Annotated in this window: 11 protein-coding genes and 2 pseudogenes; 7 read left to right on the forward strand and 6 right to left on the reverse strand. The window is 74.5% G+C overall.

Features of this window, described 5'->3' with window-relative positions; all coding sequences use genetic code 11:
• Positions 1 to 60: 60 nt before the first annotated feature.
• Together ACLIN4_RS02610 and ACLIN4_RS02615 are read left to right on the forward strand one after the other, a co-directional pair.
• Positions 61 to 168: pseudogene (locus ACLIN4_RS02610) on the forward strand (DNA polymerase III); the annotation flags it as partial.
• 225 nt (positions 169 to 393) lie between these two features.
• Complete coding sequence (locus ACLIN4_RS02615; RefSeq protein ID WP_411576726.1) at positions 394 to 1,737, forward strand: lipase family protein; 1,344 nt, start codon at positions 394 to 396, stop codon at positions 1,735 to 1,737.
• A gap of 46 nt (positions 1,738 to 1,783) precedes the next feature.
• Here the strand turns inward: ACLIN4_RS02615 and ACLIN4_RS02620 are convergent, their stop codons facing one another.
• Positions 1,784 to 2,842 (reverse strand): hypothetical protein, encoded by a 1,059-nt coding sequence (locus ACLIN4_RS02620; RefSeq protein WP_411575452.1) that lies wholly within the window; start codon positions 2,840 to 2,842, stop codon positions 1,784 to 1,786.
• A 1,119-nt stretch (positions 2,843 to 3,961) separates the two neighbouring features.
• Here ACLIN4_RS02620 and proP point away from each other — a divergent pair.
• On the forward strand, positions 3,962 to 5,449 hold the full coding sequence (gene proP / locus ACLIN4_RS02625) for a glycine betaine/L-proline transporter ProP (RefSeq protein WP_381915303.1): 1,488 nt from the start codon (positions 3,962 to 3,964) through the stop codon (positions 5,447 to 5,449).
• On the opposite strand, the pseudogene ACLIN4_RS02630 reads toward proP, so the two are convergent.
• Positions 5,413 to 6,331 (reverse strand): annotated as a pseudogene (locus ACLIN4_RS02630) (EamA family transporter). The gene proP and the pseudogene ACLIN4_RS02630 overlap by 37 nt on opposite strands.
• 224 nt (positions 6,332 to 6,555) lie before the next feature.
• Between ACLIN4_RS02630 and ACLIN4_RS02635 the strand changes: the two are divergent.
• A complete protein-coding gene (locus ACLIN4_RS02635) occupies positions 6,556 to 7,305 on the forward strand; it encodes a hypothetical protein (protein ID WP_107477567.1) in 750 nt (249 codons plus the stop codon).
• A gap of 7 nt (positions 7,306 to 7,312) precedes the next feature.
• Here the strand turns inward: ACLIN4_RS02635 and ACLIN4_RS02640 are convergent, their stop codons facing one another.
• Genes ACLIN4_RS02640 through crtI form a run of 4 tightly spaced genes read right to left on the reverse strand, consistent with a single transcriptional unit; the run spans position 7,313 to position 11,343 of the window.
• A complete protein-coding gene (locus ACLIN4_RS02640; RefSeq protein WP_411575453.1) occupies positions 7,313 to 7,795 on the reverse strand; it encodes an MSMEG_6728 family protein in 483 nt (160 codons plus the stop codon).
• 16 nt (positions 7,796 to 7,811) lie between these two features.
• The gene (locus tag ACLIN4_RS02645) at positions 7,812 to 8,834 is read right to left on the reverse strand and encodes a Rieske (2Fe-2S) protein (RefSeq protein ID WP_257101579.1); all 1,023 of its coding nucleotides are present in this window, start codon (positions 8,832 to 8,834) and stop codon (positions 7,812 to 7,814) included.
• Entirely contained in the window at positions 8,831 to 9,829 is a 999-nt protein-coding gene (locus tag ACLIN4_RS02650) for a phytoene/squalene synthase family protein (protein WP_100044079.1), read from the reverse strand. The genes ACLIN4_RS02645 and ACLIN4_RS02650 overlap by 4 nt, the downstream gene beginning before the upstream one ends.
• Entirely contained in the window at positions 9,826 to 11,343 is a 1,518-nt protein-coding gene (crtI, locus tag ACLIN4_RS02655; protein ID WP_307653294.1) for a phytoene desaturase family protein, read from the reverse strand. The genes ACLIN4_RS02650 and crtI overlap by 4 nt, the downstream gene beginning before the upstream one ends.
• A gap of 500 nt (positions 11,344 to 11,843) precedes the next feature.
• On the opposite strand from crtI, the gene ACLIN4_RS02660 reads away from it, so the two are divergent.
• The 3 genes from ACLIN4_RS02660 to ACLIN4_RS02670 are packed head-to-tail and all read left to right on the forward strand — an operon-like array spanning position 11,844 to position 15,372.
• Positions 11,844 to 13,046: a lycopene cyclase family protein gene (locus tag ACLIN4_RS02660; RefSeq protein ID WP_411576727.1), complete on the forward strand. Its 1,203-nt coding sequence runs from the start codon at positions 11,844 to 11,846 to the stop codon at positions 13,044 to 13,046.
• A 41-nt stretch (positions 13,047 to 13,087) separates the two neighbouring features.
• Positions 13,088 to 13,819: a methyltransferase domain-containing protein gene (locus tag ACLIN4_RS02665; protein WP_289907888.1), complete on the forward strand. Its 732-nt coding sequence runs from the start codon at positions 13,088 to 13,090 to the stop codon at positions 13,817 to 13,819.
• Positions 13,816 to 15,372 carry an FAD-dependent oxidoreductase gene (locus tag ACLIN4_RS02670; RefSeq protein ID WP_411575454.1) on the forward strand — a complete coding sequence of 519 codons (1,557 nt, stop codon included), beginning with the start codon at positions 13,816 to 13,818 and terminating at the stop codon, positions 15,370 to 15,372. Before ACLIN4_RS02665 ends, ACLIN4_RS02670 begins: the two co-directional genes overlap by 4 nt.
• Positions 15,373 to 15,420: the final 48 nt, after the last annotated feature.

Genomic DNA, 15,420 nt, shown 5'->3' on the forward strand with positions numbered 1-15,420 from the left:
ATGATGACGCTCGCGTGCCCCCGTACGGTGCCGGCATGGACCGGCACGGCACGGACGGGGGCCGGGCTGCCGCTGGAGGGGCGGCACCACCGGGGCGCGGACGACGCCTGGAACATCGCCGCCCTCGTGCTGGGGCTCGCGGAGCGGGGTTCGTGGCCCGCGCCCTGATGGAGGCGACGGCCCGGCGGGTCCTCACGGAACCTGGCGTGTCCGGACCCGGGCGTGACCGCTGTTAGACAGTACGTCAAGTTACTGAACCGTAATGAGCATGGCGCTACCCGCGGTAACCCCTCTCCGGTTACGGTCCCGTAACCCCACAGGAGCAGCGCGACCACGGCCCTCTCCCACCGGACCGCGGACGACCGGTTCCGGCCCTTCCCCAGGAGGTTCGCCATCCCCCCACGCCCATGCACGCTCGCCGCGGCGATCGCCGTCGCACTCGCCCTCGGCGCACAGGCCGTCCCGGCCGCCGCGGCCGACGGAACGTCAGCCGGTCCGGCCACCGCCACGGAGGTCTCCCGCGGCATCGAGATCCCCGCCTTCTACACCCCGCCGGCCACCCTGCCCGAGGCCGACGGCGCGCTGGTCCGGAGCGAGCCGCTGCGTCTGGCCCTGAGCCTGCCCAGCCTCGGCGGTCCACTCCCGGGCCGGGCGACCCGGCTGATGTACAAGTCCACCGACGCGAACGGCGAACCGGTCGCCGTGACCGGCGCCTACATAGAGCCGTCCGCCCGGTGGCGCGGCGACGGGCCCAGGCCGATGGTCGCCGTCGCCCCCGGCACCATGGGCCAGGGCGACCAGTGCGCCGCCTCGATGGCCCTGGAGCACCCGCTGCGCTTCAACGGCGAGACGGTCTCGGTGGGGTACGAGGACCTGTCGATCTACCGGCTGCTGCTGCGCGGTGTCGCCGTCGTCGTCACCGACTACGTCGGCCTCGGCGCCACCGACCGGCTGCACACCTATGTCAACCGTGTCGACGGCGCCCACGCCGTGCTGGACGCCGTGCGCGCCGCCCGCTCGCTCGACTCGGCGTCGGTCACCTCCGACTCCCGGGTCGGGCTGTTCGGGTACAGCCAGGGCGGCGGGGCGGCGGCCGCCGCGGCCGAGCTCCAGCCGTCCTACGCCCCGGACGTGCCCCTGGCGGGCACCTACGCCGGTGCTCCGCCCGCCGACCTGGTCGAGGTCACCGAGGCCATCGACGGCGGCGACCTCGCCGGCGCCCTGGGCTGGTCGCTCAACGGCTTCCTGCAGAGCGAGCCCGCGCTGCGGCCGATCGCCGACCGGTACATCAACCCGGCCGGTGAGGAAGCGCTCAAGGACCTGTCCACGATGTGCGTCGGCGACGCGCTCTTCGCCTACGGCGGCGACAGCAGCACCGCCTGGACGAAGACCGGTCAGTCGCTCGGCGACGTCATCCGGGCCGAGCCCGCGTTGCAGGACTTCCTCGCCGAACAGCGGATCGGCGCGCTGAAGCCGGACAGCCCGGTCCGGGTGGCCACGGGTGTCAGCGACGACCTGGTCCCCCACGACCAGTCCCGGCAACTGGCCGTCGACTGGTGCCGCAAGGGCGCGAAGGTCACCTACGACCCCGTCCTGCTGCCGGGCGTCGGCAGCGGCCTGCTCAACCACTTCGCCCCGCTCCTCGCCGACCAGGGCAAGGCCATCTCCTGGCTCACCGACCGGCTCTCCGGCGAGCCGGCCCGCTCCAACTGCTGGAGCATGCCCGCCCAGCCCTGAGCCGGAGCGGTCCGGGTGCGGCGGGAGCGCTCCGCCGCACCCCGGCTCAGGTGGTGATCGGCTCGGTGTCGCTGCAGTTGGTGAACGGCTTCCACGGGCGGCTGCCGTCGTCCGAGGGCGCTCCGGCGTAGGCCGGGTTGCCGGTGATGGTCTGGGTGCGCTCCTCGTGGGTGACGTCGATGCCGAACAGCTTGAAGCCCGCGTTGAGGGAGCCGGCCGAGACGCCGAATCCGATGCCGAGCGAGGCGTTCCACCAGTCGGTGTTCACGTCGTAGTCGAGGCTGCTGATCTGGGCCTTGCCGTGCAGCAGGCGGTCGATCGGGCCGGCGTCCGAAGGCAGCGGGCCGACGAGCGAGGACGGCGAGGGAACGCCCTGCTCGGCCGGGTTGCCGCCGCGTCCGCGTATCCAGTCCTCCACCGTCTCGCGGTCCGTGTCGTCGGAGAGCGTGATCTCCGCGATCTCGGTGTGAAGGCGGGTCTCGGTGCTGCCGCCACCACCGCCGACGTCGATGGTGACGGGGCCGGTGTTCACCCCGGCCCCGACGCTGACGCCGGGGCCGCCGCCGCTCTCCTCGCTCGTGGTGATCTTCAGCTTCTCGGGGCGGTGCGGCAGTCCCTCCTCGGTCTCCCGGTCGTACGCCGCGGCGTCGTAGGTGACGGCGATCTGCTGCATGCGCGTGGCGCCCGTCAGGTCGCCCGCGCCGGACCTGCCGCTCATCTCGAAGGTGTAGACGAAGGTGATCTTGCCCGCGTCGGGCCCGGTCTTCGCCCGCATCACCACGACGTCCTTGCTCATCGTCCCGGACAGTCCCTGGAGGGAGCCGTTGCCCATGTCCTTGGTGTCGGGGGCCGAGCCGATCACCGTCTCCTGGGCCTTCTCGGTCTTCTCCGCCAGCTCCTTCGGGGACGCCTTCGGGTTGTTCCTCCTGACCTCGGCGGCGATGTCGTCCTTCAGGGACTTCATCTCCTTGTCGTCCTTGGCGTACTTGCCGCCGAAGCTCACCTCGCCGGAGATCTCCGTGGTGGTCTTCGTGATGTCGACGTCCGGGGCCTTCTCCGGGTCGACGTCCGGCTTCTTGTCGTCCGCGGCGTGACTGCAGATCATGCCGAGTTCCGCGGACCGGGCTCCCGGTGGGCGGCTGCGGCACTTGTGCGCGGCCTTGAGGTACTCGGCGAAACTGCCGGGCGTCGGCGAGGTTGGCCTCCAGGTCCTTCTGCGGATCGTCGGAGTCGTGCGCGTCGAACAGCCACCTGCCGCCGCTGCCGCTGCCCTTGACGTAGCTTCCGCCCAGCGAGGCGCCGCCGCCCCAGTTCTTCAGGCCCGGGATGTCCGCGCCGATGCTCGCGGTCACGCCGCCGCCGGTGCTGGTGACCCGTTCGAGCATCACGGAGCCGTCGGACCACTGCATCACCTTGACCTGCTCGGTGCTGGAGATCTTGATGAACAGGATCTGTACCACCACGGTGTCCTTGGTCTCCTCCGAGGAGAGCAGGCACTTGGCGGGCTGGAAAGGGTCACCGCCGGGCGGCAGCGGGTCGTCGGGGCCGGGGGCGCCCTCGGTGTCGTGCCCGCCGCACCCGTCCGTGCCGACGACCCGCTGCACCTGGCACATGATCCGGTCGTCGATCTCCGTGCCGAGGGCGGTGCCCGCGATGGCCAGGACGACGGCGCCGGCCACCGCGACCATGCCCAGGTACTCCACGGCCGCCTGGCCACCGTCGCGCCCGGCGCCCCGGCCCGCGCGCTCCTGCCCCGCCCCGCCGAACAGCGGCACCTCGCGCCTCCCCTGCTCCTCGTCTCCACGTCCGGTGCGGTGACGGTAGGCGGCGCGCGGGGCCCATCGGCAGGGCCCGGGTGCCCATTCCGGCACCGGGCGGGCCCAAGTCCGGCGTCCGGCGCCGTGCCCGTACGGGCAGCCGCCCGGTGCCGATCGCCGTCGCACGGTCGCCGCCGACTGCTCTCGGCATCTGTCCGCAGCCGTGAGCTGGGACGTCCGTACCGACGGCGGGCGCCGACCGGACCGGGAGGCGACCGGGACCGGGGGCCCAGGTTCGCGCCCCCGCCGGTGTGACCCATGGCGAGCCCGGGCAGTCGCTCCGCGTGCGCCGGACGATCACTGCGGCGCAGAATTCGCTCAGGCGAAAAGTGGTGAAGCGACAGAAAGGCGGCAGCGTGGTGAACGCGAGGCCTGACGACGGGCCCGGCCCCCTGGGCCGTATGAAGATGCCGAGTACCGTCGCGCACCTGCCCCGGCAGGTACGCGAGGAACTGACCCGTCGGCTGCGCCGCAACAAGCGGGCCTTCCGCGAGGAGGACGTCCAGGTCGTCGAGGGGCCGCTGCTCAAACGGGCGGTCGGGGCATCCGCGCTCGGGAACTGCATGGAGTGGTTCGACTTCGGCGTCTACAGCTACCTGGCCGCCACCATCGGCAAGGTGTTCTTCCCGGGGGCGTCCCCGACCGCCCAGCTCATCTCGTCGTTCGCCACCTTCGCCGCCGCCTTCGTCGTACGACCGCTCGGTGGACTCGTCTTCGGTCCGCTCGGGGACCGCATCGGGCGGCAGAAGGTGCTCGCCACCACCATGATCCTCATGGCGGTCGGCACCTTCTCCATCGGCCTGATCCCGAGCTACGCCACCATCGGCATCGCCGCCCCCGTCCTGCTCCTGCTCGCCCGCATGCTGCAGGGCTTCTCCACGGGCGGTGAGTACGGCGGCGCCACCACCTTCGTCGCCGAGTACTCACCCGATCGGCGGCGCGGCTTCCTCTCCAGCTGGCTCGACTTCGGCACCTTCGTCGGCTACGCGCTCGGCTCGGCGCTGGTCACCGTGCTGAACCTGGCGCTGACCGACGGCCAGATGCTCGACTGGGGCTGGCGCGTCCCCTTCCTGATCGCCGGTCCGCTGGGCCTGATCGGCCTGTACATGCGGCTCAAACTGGAGGAGTCCCCCGCCTTCCAGCAGCAACTCGACGAGCACGAGAAGGGCCTCGCGCAGGAGTCCGCGGGCAGCGAGTTCAAGACGATCCTCACGGAGCACTGGCGCCCGCTGCTCATCTGCATGGGCCTGGTGCTGCTGTACAACGTCACCAACTACATGGTCACCGGCTACCTGCCCACCTATCAGACGGAGACCCTGGACCGCTCCAGCGGCTTCGCCGACGTGCTGGTGCTGATCGGCATGGTGTGGATCGTGCTCCTGATCACCTTCCTCGGCAGGCTCAGCGACCATGTCGGCCGCCGCCCGCTCTACGCCGGCGGGGCCGCCGCGATGATCGTCCTCGCCGTGCCGGCCTTCCTGCTCCTCAAGGCGGACGGCACCTGGCAGCCGGTCGCCGGGGTCCTGCTCCTGTCCACCCTGCTGGCCTGCTTCGCCGCGCCGAGCGCCGCCACCCTGCCCGCGCTCTTCCCGACCGCCGTGCGCTACGCGGCCATGGGCATCGGCTTCAACTTCGCCGTCGCGGCGTTCGGCGGCACCACACCGCTGTTCACCGAGGCCCTGGTGAGCATCACCGGTGACGAGCTGATGCCCGCCTACTACCTGATGGTGGCCGGCGTCATCGGCCTGGTGACCGTACGGTTCCTGCCGGAGAGCGCCCAGGTGCCGCTGCGCGGCTCGCAGCCCATGGTGGGCTCCCGCCAGGAGCGGCGGGAGCTCATCACCACCTCGAAGGACCTCTACAGCTTCTCCAAGGAGCGTTCCGAGACCCGCTGACGCCTCGTCGGTACCCGGCCCCTGAATCGGGGCGAGGCGCCCGACCCCACCGCGACCCCGGCGCTGCCCACGGCCTGCGCGGCGCCGTAGGAGCCGGTGCCGACGAGCGGAGCGGTGCAGGCGGCGGCGACCGGGATCGGGCCGGAGAAGAGGGTGGCGCGCTCGGCCCCGATCCGCTGCATGCCCATGTACCAGCACACGAACCCGACGACGGTGACCACCACCGCCTGCCACAGCAGGGCCCCGGCCTCGACCGCGTCCGGCCGCCGCAGCCAGCCCGAGCCGTCGATCAGCACCCCGGCCAACGCCGACTCGGCCGCCGCGACACCGCACACCACGGTGGACAGCAGCCGGGGGCCCAAGGGGCGCAGTACGGGCACGGCGAGGACGGCGAAACCGACCTCGCCGATCAACGCGCACACGGAGAAGGCGATGCCCGCGCCGTCGGTGCGCCCCCAGCCCCGGACGGTGAAGGCGCCCACGGCCACGAACAGCGCCCCGTACAGCACGACGCGTTGCGGCCGTCGGTCGTCCAGCAGCGGGACGAGCACGGCGACCACCACCGGGGCGCAACCCACTCAGACGCCGGGGACCGCCGGTTCCGCGGTGCGTTCGGCGGCGAGGACGGCCAGGTTGAAGCCGACCATGCCGACGGCCGCGAGCAGCGCGAGCCGCAGCCACCGGCCGGCCCCGAGCGATCGCAGCCGGTCCCTCGCACCGGGTCCGGCGAACGGGACGAGCAGCAGGAAGGCCAGTGCGTAGCGCAGGAACTGGCCGCCGCGTACGGGTAGTCGTCGAGCAGGCTGTTGCGGTGAAGGAGCCCCCGACGAGGACACAGGCGAGCGCGGCGAGCAGGGCCCCGCGCGTGGTCGTGGCGTTCATGGCCACGACGTCAGGAAGCTCGGCGGCCCGTCAAGGGGTCCACCGAACGAGCGCCATCGGGGACCAATCGGCCCGGCCGGCTCTCACACGGGCATCACGGGTTCTCCACCGCGTGCATGTCACAGGAATCGGGGTAGTCGGAACGTCCCGGTGCCAACACGTCGGGAAACCAAGGCATTTGACAGTCATGGGATGTCATGAGCAGACATAGGAGGAATCCTCCAGTGCGCACCATCAAAGTGACGACCGCTGTGGCGACCGCGAGCGTCTCCCTCGCCTTACTGACCGGCTGCGGTGGCGACTCCGGTGGCGGCAGCGAGCCGTTCGAGGGGCAGAGCGCCGATGACATCGCGGCGAAGGCGGTCGAAGCGACCAAGCAGGCGAAGTCCCTGCACATGAAGGGCGACGTCCGGCCGGAGAACGGCGGCACCGTCACCATCGACGTCTCGGTCGACCAGGAGAAGAACTGCGAGGGCACCATCGGCACCGGTGAGGCCCGGGCCGACGTGCGGCACACCGACGCGACGCTCTACCTGCGCGGTGACGAGCAGTACTGGCGCACCGCCCTGGAGCAGCAGCCCGCCGCGGCGCGGCAGATGCCGCAGAAGCTCGACGGCAAGTGGGTGAAGATGCCGGCGAGCGACGCGGCGACCGCCGGGGTCTGCGACAAGCAGGGCTTCCTCGCGGCCATGGACGAGGACGAGTCCGAACGCCAGGGCATGAAGCGGGACGGCACGACGGAGGTCGGCGGGGAGGACGCCCTGAAGCTGACCAAGAAGACCTCCGGCGGTGAGACGCTCGCCCTGTACGTCGCCACGGAGGGTGAGCCGTACATCCTCAAGAGCACCACCGAGGGCGGCAAGAGCCCCGGCAGCGTCACCTTCGGCGAGTACAACGAGCCGGTGAACGCCGAGCAGCCGCCGGCCGACCAGACCGTCGACCTCGAGCGGCTCGCGGCCGAGCAGCGCGACTGACGCACTCTCAGGCGCTCCCCGCCCCGCCCTCCCGGTCCGAGGCCGGCCACACATAGGGCAGGTCGTCGGGCACACCGGGGAACAGCCCGGCGTACGCCTCGGGGTCCTTGCGCACCAGCGCCGACCGGTGGCTGCGGTGGAAGGCGTCGTCGCCGAGCCAGGGCGGCAGTTCCCCGGCGTCCGCCAGCTCCGCCTGGCCCCGCACCGGCTCGCCCGGACGGCACGCGGCGAGCCCGGCGACGAGCGAGGCGGCGCAGCTGTCCTGGTGCCCCTGCTCCCGCCAGACCCGGCAGATCTCCAGCCCGTACCGGACGAGTGCCTCCTCGTAGCCCGTCCACATCCGCACGGCCGGGTGCCGGCGCCAGCCGTACCCGGGCACGGTCAGGCCGCGCAGCACCTGGAGCGCCTCGACCCGCTGCTTGCCCAGGCGGCGGCGGTCCAGGGTGAGTGCCGACTCCCGGAATCCGGGGTGGGGCAGGAAGGTCTGCATGCTGTCCTCTCCCCTGTCAGCCGGGGAACCGGCCCGTGTCGCGCAGGTGTCTGCGGCGTTCGGCGTAGGCGAGGTCGTCGCGCCACAGGCGGCCGGCGGCGGCGCGCATCAGGGGCCGCAGGGCGGGCGCCAGGCGGCGGGCCACGAGGAAGCCCGGCCGGTCCGAGGTGGCCAGCACCGCCTCGGTGACCGCGGTGCGCGGCCGGCCCCGCCCGTCCGCGCCGAGTGGCGTGGCATGGCTCTCCACCACCGAACCGGTGCCCTCGCCGTCGGTGATGCGCATGACGACGGTGCGGGGCCCGGGCGCGGTGAACTCGGCGCGCACGGGCACGACGAGCCGTCCGGCGAGCCGGAAGGACACGTCCACGACGAAGCGGTCCTCGTGCCCGCCGGCCTCCGGCCCCTCGCCGGGCGCCTCGACGACGGTGAGGTCCACGAAGGAGTACGGGTGGAACCAGGCACCGTGCCACGGGTCGAGCCGGTTGGCCACGACGTCCTCGGGGTCGCAGACGCCGACCCCTCGCCACACGGACGTCAGGGCCGTCGCCCGCGCCGGCCGGCCGGGTACGACGGGAGCGGGCGTCGGGGTTTCCGTGCCCACGGCGTCCAGCCGTACCCACACCAGTACGCCGTCGTCGTGGACCGGCAGGGGCTCCCAGCCGGCGAACGGGGTGCCGTCCAGGGCCAGTCCGTGCCAGTGGCACACGAGCGTGCCGCACCGCACCGGGCTGTCGGCCAGCGGGGCGCCGAGGTGGGGGCAGGCGCCGGGGCCGCCCACCGGACGGCCGTCCGCGTCCCGCCAGACGACGACCTCGACGCCGGCGACCGTGCCGGACAGTGGACGGTCGGCCCGTACGCCGGTGCTGGCGCCGAGGACGTACCAGTTGCCCGAAGGGCGGGCCAGGGCGCGCTTCAGGGCTCCGGCGATGAGCGCGGGGCGGGCCTCGCGCCAGGTCGGGGGCTGGTGCCGCCAGGGGACGGGGCGTCGGCGCAGCCGCAGGGGGTAGCGGCCCCGTCGGGGCCCGGGGTTCTGCCTCATCCGCTCTCCTTCGCGCAGTGGGCGTCGTGCCGGGGCGGCACCGGTGGCGTCCCGTGCGCGGCGGCTCCCAGCCGGGCGGCCAGCACCCGGGCGAGCCCGTCGGCGGCGACGGCGGCGCGCCGGCGGCGGGGCACCACCGCGCGCCGGTGCAGTACCGCGTACCCGCTCTCCGCGATCGCGTCGAGGATGCCGCGGTAGAGCACGTACGCGGTGCGGATGCAGGGCCGGGCCACCGGGTCCAGCATGGCGAGTCCGGGGGCGGCCTCGCGGTAGACGGCGCGGGTGAGGTCCTCGGCGGCCCGCAGGGCGGCGGTGACGCGCCGGTCGGGGCGGCCGGTCCGCCTGCTCCACAGCAGCAGGTCCCGCTGGACGCCGTGCGCGGCCAGCAGGTCCGCCGGGAGGTAGATCCGGCCACGGTCCAGGTCCTCGCCGACGTCCCGCAGGAAGTTGGTCAGCTGGAAGGCGACACCGAGCGCGGCGGCGTGCGGCGCGGCCCGGTCCCGGGCGGTCACGGTGCCGAGGACGGGCAGCATCTGGAGGCCGATGACGGCGGCCGAGCCGTGCATGTAGGTCCGCAGGTCCGCGTAGGTGGCGTAGTCGGTGACCGTGAGGTCGCTGCGCATCGAGGCGATGAAGTCCGTGAAGTGCGCCGGGTCGATGGCGTACCGGGCCGCGGTGTCGGCCAGGGCGAGCACCACGGGTTCGCCGGAGGGGCGGGTGCCGGTCAGCGCCCGCCCCAACTGCTCCTCCAGCCGGGCGAGGGCGGCGGCGCGCTCGGCGGTCGTCGCCCCGGCCCCCATGTCGTCGACGATGTCGTCGGCCCACCGGGCGAACCCGTACAGGGCGTGCACGGCGGGTCTGCGGTCGGCGGGCAGCAGGCGGGTGGCCAGGAAGTACGTGCGGCCGTGGCGGGCGTTGAGGTGCCGGCAGCGGGTGTAGGCGGCGCGCAGGGCGGGGTCGGTGATGCCCGCGGCGTCCAGTTCGCGGCGGGTCATCGCCGCCCGCCCTTCGCCGCCGTACGGCGCCCGGGTGTTCCGGTGATGCGGGCGGCGGCCAGCTTCCCGGAGATCAGCACGGTCGGCACCCCGACCCCGGGGGTGGTCCCGCAGCCCGCGAGGACCGCGTTGTCGGTGCCGCGCACCAGGTTGCGGGGGCGGAAGGGTCCGGTCTGGGCGAAGGTGTGGGCGACGGAGAAGGGGGTGCCGGCGGCGTGCCCCTGAGCGGTCCAGTCGGCGGGGGTCACCAGGCATTCCTCCTCGATGGCGGCGGCGAGCCCGGCCAGTCCCCGGCCTTCGAGGGTGGCGAGCAGCCGGTCGCGGTAGCGGGGGGCGAGGTCGGACCAGGCGCGGGCGTCGGGGCCGGTGTCGGTGTTGGGGCAGGGTGCGAGGACGTAGTGCAGGTGGCGGCCCTCGGGGGCCAGGGCGGGGTCGCTCGCGGTGGGGCGGGTGATCAGCAGGGAGGGGTCGGTCATCAGGGTGCCGGTCCTGGTCAGTTCCTCGAACGTGCGGTGCCAGGCGGTTCCGAAGGAGAGCGTGTGGTGGGCGAGGTGCGGCCAGGTCCGGGTGGTGCCCGCGTGCAGGACGACCGCGGAGGGGGCGTGCCGCAGGGGGACCGGGCGGCGCGGGCGGCGGCCCAGCAGCCGGTGGGCGGCGGGCAGGTCGGGGGTGAGGACGACGGCGTCGCACGGGATGCGTTCGTCGGCGGTGACGACCGCGGTGATCCGGGAGCCGGACCGTTCCAGCCGGGTGACGTCCCGTCCGAGGCGCAGGTCGGCTCCCGCCGTGGCCGCCGCGGCGGCCATGGCGCGGGGCAGGGCGTGCATGCCGCCGCGCGGGAAGTACACGCCGGCCACGGTGTCCATGTAGGCGATGACGGCGTAGGCGGCCAGGGCGCGGGCCGGTGCGACGCCGGCGTACAGGGCCTGGAAGGAGAAGACCCGCTTCAGCCGTTCGTCCGTCAGGAACCGCCCGATGCGCGCGTCCAGCCGCCCGAAGCCGCCGAGGGCGGCGAGCCGGGCCAGGTCGGGGGTGAGCAGGCCGAGCGGTGAGTCGAAGTTGGCGTCGATGAACCGGCGCATCTGTACGGCGTGCAGCCGCGTCAGCCAGGTGCGCAGCCGCCGGTACCCGGCCGCCTCCCGGGCCCCGGCGAAGCGTTCGACCTCGGCCTCCATGGCGGCGGCGTCGGTGTGCACGTCGAGGGTGCCGCCGTCGGCGAAGCAGGCCCGGTAGGCGGGGTGCAGGGGCAGCAGTTCGACGTGGTCGGCCAGCCGGTCTCCGACGGCGGCGAACGCCTCGTCGGCCAGGTTGGGCATGGTGAGCACGGTCGGTCCGGTGTCGAGGCGGTAGCCGCCGAGTTCGCGGCTTCCGGCCCGGCCGCCGGGCAGCGCGTCGCGTTCGACGACGGTCACCCGCCGCCCGGAGCCCAGCAGGTGCAGGGCGGCGGAGAGGCCCGCCAGCCCGGCCCCGACGACCACGACGTGGTCGGTGCGGCCGGTCACCGTCCGCGTCATCGCGGGCTCCCGCGGCCCGCGGGAGCCCGGTCACGCGGATGCTCCGCGCCGTCGTCGGCGGTGCTGGGAAGGCGCATCCCGGGTCCTCTCGTCGTCGGCTGCGGCGGGCAACGTGCCTGGTGCGTCACCGGGAGGGCTTCGGCCGGACGGCGCGCCGCGGTCGCGGCGTGCGGGATCCTCCGCGGCCCACCGAGGTGACTCGCCGTCATGCCTTCCCCCGTCGCTTCCGGCACGACGCCCCCCGGGCCCGATCACACCCGGCAGTCACCCGGGCGGCGGGTACCCGCCGCCCCGTCGGGTACCCGCCCCTGACCGTCCAGCGCGCCGTGCGCCCGTGGACGCACGGGGACGGAATACTCCGCCGGAGCCGAGCCGCCACCGCGCGCAGCGTCCGCGTCCGGGCGCCCCGGGCCAGAACACCTGGCCCGGGGCGCCGTCGCCGGGTGCCGGGGCGGGAGCGGCCGACGGACGAGGACGAGGACGAGAGGGAGGCGGCGGCCGTGGTGGACGCGGACATCGTCGTCGTCGGGGCCGGCGCGGCGGGTCTCTCCCTGGCGCACCGGCTCGTGGCCGGCACCCCGCACGGCGGGACGCCCTCGGTGGTGCTGGTCGACGCCCCGCCCGGACCGCTGCGGCCACCGCGCCGCACGTGGTGCTTCTGGGAGACGGGCCCCGGCCGGTACGACGCGGCGGCGACGGCGTCGTGGGAGTGGCTGCGGGTGCGCGGCCGGGACGGGGCGGTCGTGCGGCGGCACATCGCTCCGGCGCGCTACAAGATGATCCGCTCGGACGACTTCGAGGCACTGGTGGACCGGGACCTCGCGGACCGGCCGGGGCTGCGGCGCCTGGAGGCCACCGTCGGCGCGCCGGCCACGCTGCCGGACGGGACGGCCCGCGTCCCGGCCACGGGCGCCGACGGGACGCGGATCGACCTGCGCGCCCGCTGGGTCTTCGACTCCCGCCCGCCCGGACGTCTGCCGCCCGCCCGTTCCCTGCTCCTCCAGCACTTCCGCGGCTGGTTCGTCCGCGCCGAACGGCCGGTCTTCGACCCGTCGGTGGTCGATCTGATGGACTTCCGCACCGGGCAGCCGGGGCGCGGTCTGTCCTTCGGTTACGTCCTGCCGACCGGGCGCCACACCGCGCTGGTCGAGTACACCGAGTTCGGGCCGGCTCCGCTGACCTCCGAGGCGTACGACCGGGCCCTGGAGGACTACACCCGCCGGGTCCTGCGCACCGGTGACGTGGAGGTCCTGTCGACGGAGCAGGGGGTGATCCCGATGACCGACGCCGTCTTCGAACGGCGGGTCGCAGGCTCCGGTTCCGTCCTCCGGATCGGGGGTGCGGGCGGGGCGACGCGCGCGTCCACCGGTTACACGTTCGCCGCCGTGCAGCGGCAGTCCGACGCCGTCGCCCGTGCCGTGCTCGCGGGCCGCCGCCCGGAGCCGCCGCCCCCGCACCGGGCGCGGGCCCGGCTGATGGACGCGGTGCTGCTGCGGGCGCTGGACACCGGCCGGGTGGACGGGCCGGACCTGTTCTTCCGGCTGTTCGAGCGCGTACCCGCCGGGCGGCTGCTGCGCTTCCTCGACGGACGGTCCCGGCTGTTCGAGGACCTCGCGGTCGGGGTGCGCACTCCCGTGCTGCCGATGCTGCGGACGGCGGCCGAACTGCCGTGGCTGCCGCGCCGGCCCCGGTCCGTCCGCTGACCACGTCCGTCGAGAGATGTCGAGAGATCCGGGAGCGACACATGTCCTTGCTGCGCGACACCGCGCTGGCCGACGCCTTCGACCACGGCGCCGGCCGCTACGACCGTCTGGTCTCGCTCAACCCGGGCTACCACGCCCAGTTGCGCCGCTCCGCCCGCCGGCTCGGCCTCCCGGACGGCGGCGCCGGCCGTCGGGTGCTGGACCTGGGCTGCGGTACGGGCGCGTCGACGGCGGCGCTGGCCGCGGCCTTCCCCGCCGCGGAGATCGTCGGGGTCGACGCCTCCGCGGGCATGCTGGAGCGGGCCCGGGCCAAGCACTGGCCGTCGCGGGTGCGTTTCGTGCACGCGCCCGCGGAGGAACTGCGACGGGCCGGGGTGCACGGGCCGTTCGACGCGGTCCTCGCCGCCTACCTCTTCCGGAACCTGACCGATCCCGACACCGTCCTGCGCGCGGTGCGGGGGCTGCTGGTGCCAGGCGGAAGGCTGGCGGTGCACGAGTACGCGCTCGGGGGGCGGCGCGCGGACCGGCTGGTGTGGGACGCGGTGTGCCGGGGGGTGATCCTGCCGCTCGGCACGGCCACGGGCGACCGGGCGCTGTACCGGCACCTGTGGCGCAGCGTCGCGGAGTTCGACACGGCGCCCGCCTTCGGCGCGCGGCTGGGCCGGGCCGGGTTCGCGGACGTGCGGGTGCTGCCGCTGCCCGGCTGGCAGACGGGCATCACGCACACCTTCGTCGGCCGCCGGGCCGTCGGGGAGACGGACGGTGCGCGGTGAGCCGGCGCGGCGGGGTGCGGCCCCCGGGCCGGGACCGGCGGGCGTGGGCCGTGCCGCCCCGGCCGGGGCGGGAGCGGGTGGGTGGTGATCCGCCGTCGGTGGCGGTGGTCGGCGGGGGCATCGCGGGGCTGGCGGCGGCGACCGTCCTGGCGGAGCGTGGGGTGCGGGTGGTGCTGCACGAACGCGAGCCCGTGCTGGGCGGACGGGTCTCCGGATGGCCGGTCGCCCTGCCCGACGGCACGCCCGCCACGATGAGCCGCGGCTTCCACGCCTTCTTCCGCCAGTACTACAACCTGCGGGGCCTGCTGCGCCGCTGCGATCCGGCGCTGGGCATGCTGACGGGCCTGCCGGACTACCCGCTGCAGCACCGCGGCGGGCTGCGCGACGGGTTCCGCCGGGTGCCGCGCACTCCTCCGCTGAGCGCCCTGGGCTTCGTCGCGCTGAGCCCCAGCTTCGGGCCGCGCGACCTGATGGCCATGCGGCCCGCCGCGGCCCTTCCGCTCCTGGACGTGAGCACGCGCGGCGTCCACGAGCGTCTGGACGACGTCAGCGCCCACGACTTCCTCGACACCCTGGGCTTCCCCGCCGCCGCCCGGCACCTGGCCTTCGAGGTGTTCTCCCGCAGCTTCTTCGCCGACCCTCGGGAACTGTCGGCCGCGGAGATGGCGCTGATGTTCCACATCTACTTCCTCGGCTCCAGCGAGGGGCTGCTGTTCGACGTCCCGCGCGAGCCGTTCCCCGAGGCCCTGTGGGATCCGCTGGCCGGGCACCTGACGCGGCTCGGGACCGAGGTGCGCACGGACACGCCCGTGCGGTCCGTGCGGCCCGGGCCGTTTGGCGGTCACCTGGTGGTCGACGACGCGGGTGCCCGGCCGTACGACGCCGTGGTGCTCGCCCTGGACACCGGCGGTCTGCGCGGGCTGGTGGACCGCTCACCGGAGCTGGGCGACGCCGCCTGGCGGGACCGGGTGGCGCGGCTGCGGAACGCCCCGCCGTTCCTGGTGTCCCGGCTGTGGCTGGACCGGCCGGTCGCGTCCGGGCGGCCCGGTTTCCTCGGCACCAGCGGCTACGGCTCGCTGGACAACGTCAGCGTGCTCTCCCGGTGGGAGGGCGAGGCGGCCCGCTGGGCGGCGCGCACCGGCGGGTCCGTCGTCGAACTCCACGCCTACGCCGTGCCGGCCACGGCCGCCCGGGAGGTCGAGCAGAAGCGCGTCGTCGATCAGTTGCACCAGGTGTATCCCGAGACCCGCAGGGCGCGCGTCGTGGCCGCCCGGCACGAGTGGCGGGACGACTGCCCGCTGTTCCCCGTCGGCGGCTACCGCAACCGTCCGACGGTGCGCACCCCCGACCCGTCCGTCGTGGTCGCCGGGGACCTGGTCCGTACGGGTCTGCCCGTGGCCCTGATGGAACGCGCCGCCACCTCCGGGTTCCTCGCGGCCAACGCCCTGCTGGAACGGTGGGGGGTGCGCGGCGAGACGCTGTGGACGGTGCCCGACCGGGGCCGGTCGGCACTGCTGCGGGCCCTGGCGCGACGGTTCGGGCCGCCGCGCTGACACCCGCGCCGGGCACGGCGGGCACGGCCGGCACCCGGTGCCGTACGA

This window comes from Streptomyces mutabilis (genome assembly GCF_046628145.1).
GTDB classification, from domain to species: Bacteria; Actinomycetota; Actinomycetes; order Streptomycetales; family Streptomycetaceae; genus Streptomyces; species Streptomyces mutabilis.

Bases quoted from the DNA above. Each gene is read 5' to 3' on its own strand.
- crtI (WP_307653294.1), bottom strand. From the start codon at position 11,343: ATGACGCGGACGGTGACCGGCCGCACCGACCACGTCGTGGTCGTCGGG.
- ACLIN4_RS02645 (WP_257101579.1), bottom strand. From the start codon at position 8,834: ATGAGGCAGAACCCCGGGCCCCGACGGGGCCGCTACCCCCTGCGGCTG.
- ACLIN4_RS02640 (WP_411575453.1), bottom strand. From the start codon at position 7,795: ATGCAGACCTTCCTGCCCCACCCCGGATTCCGGGAGTCGGCACTCACC.
- ACLIN4_RS02620 (WP_411575452.1), bottom strand. From the start codon at position 2,842: ATGATCTGCAGTCACGCCGCGGACGACAAGAAGCCGGACGTCGACCCG.
- ACLIN4_RS02665 (WP_289907888.1), top strand. From the start codon at position 13,088: ATGTCCTTGCTGCGCGACACCGCGCTGGCCGACGCCTTCGACCACGGC.
- proP (WP_381915303.1), top strand. From the start codon at position 3,962: ATGCCGAGTACCGTCGCGCACCTGCCCCGGCAGGTACGCGAGGAACTG.
- ACLIN4_RS02650 (WP_100044079.1), bottom strand. From the start codon at position 9,829: ATGACCCGCCGCGAACTGGACGCCGCGGGCATCACCGACCCCGCCCTG.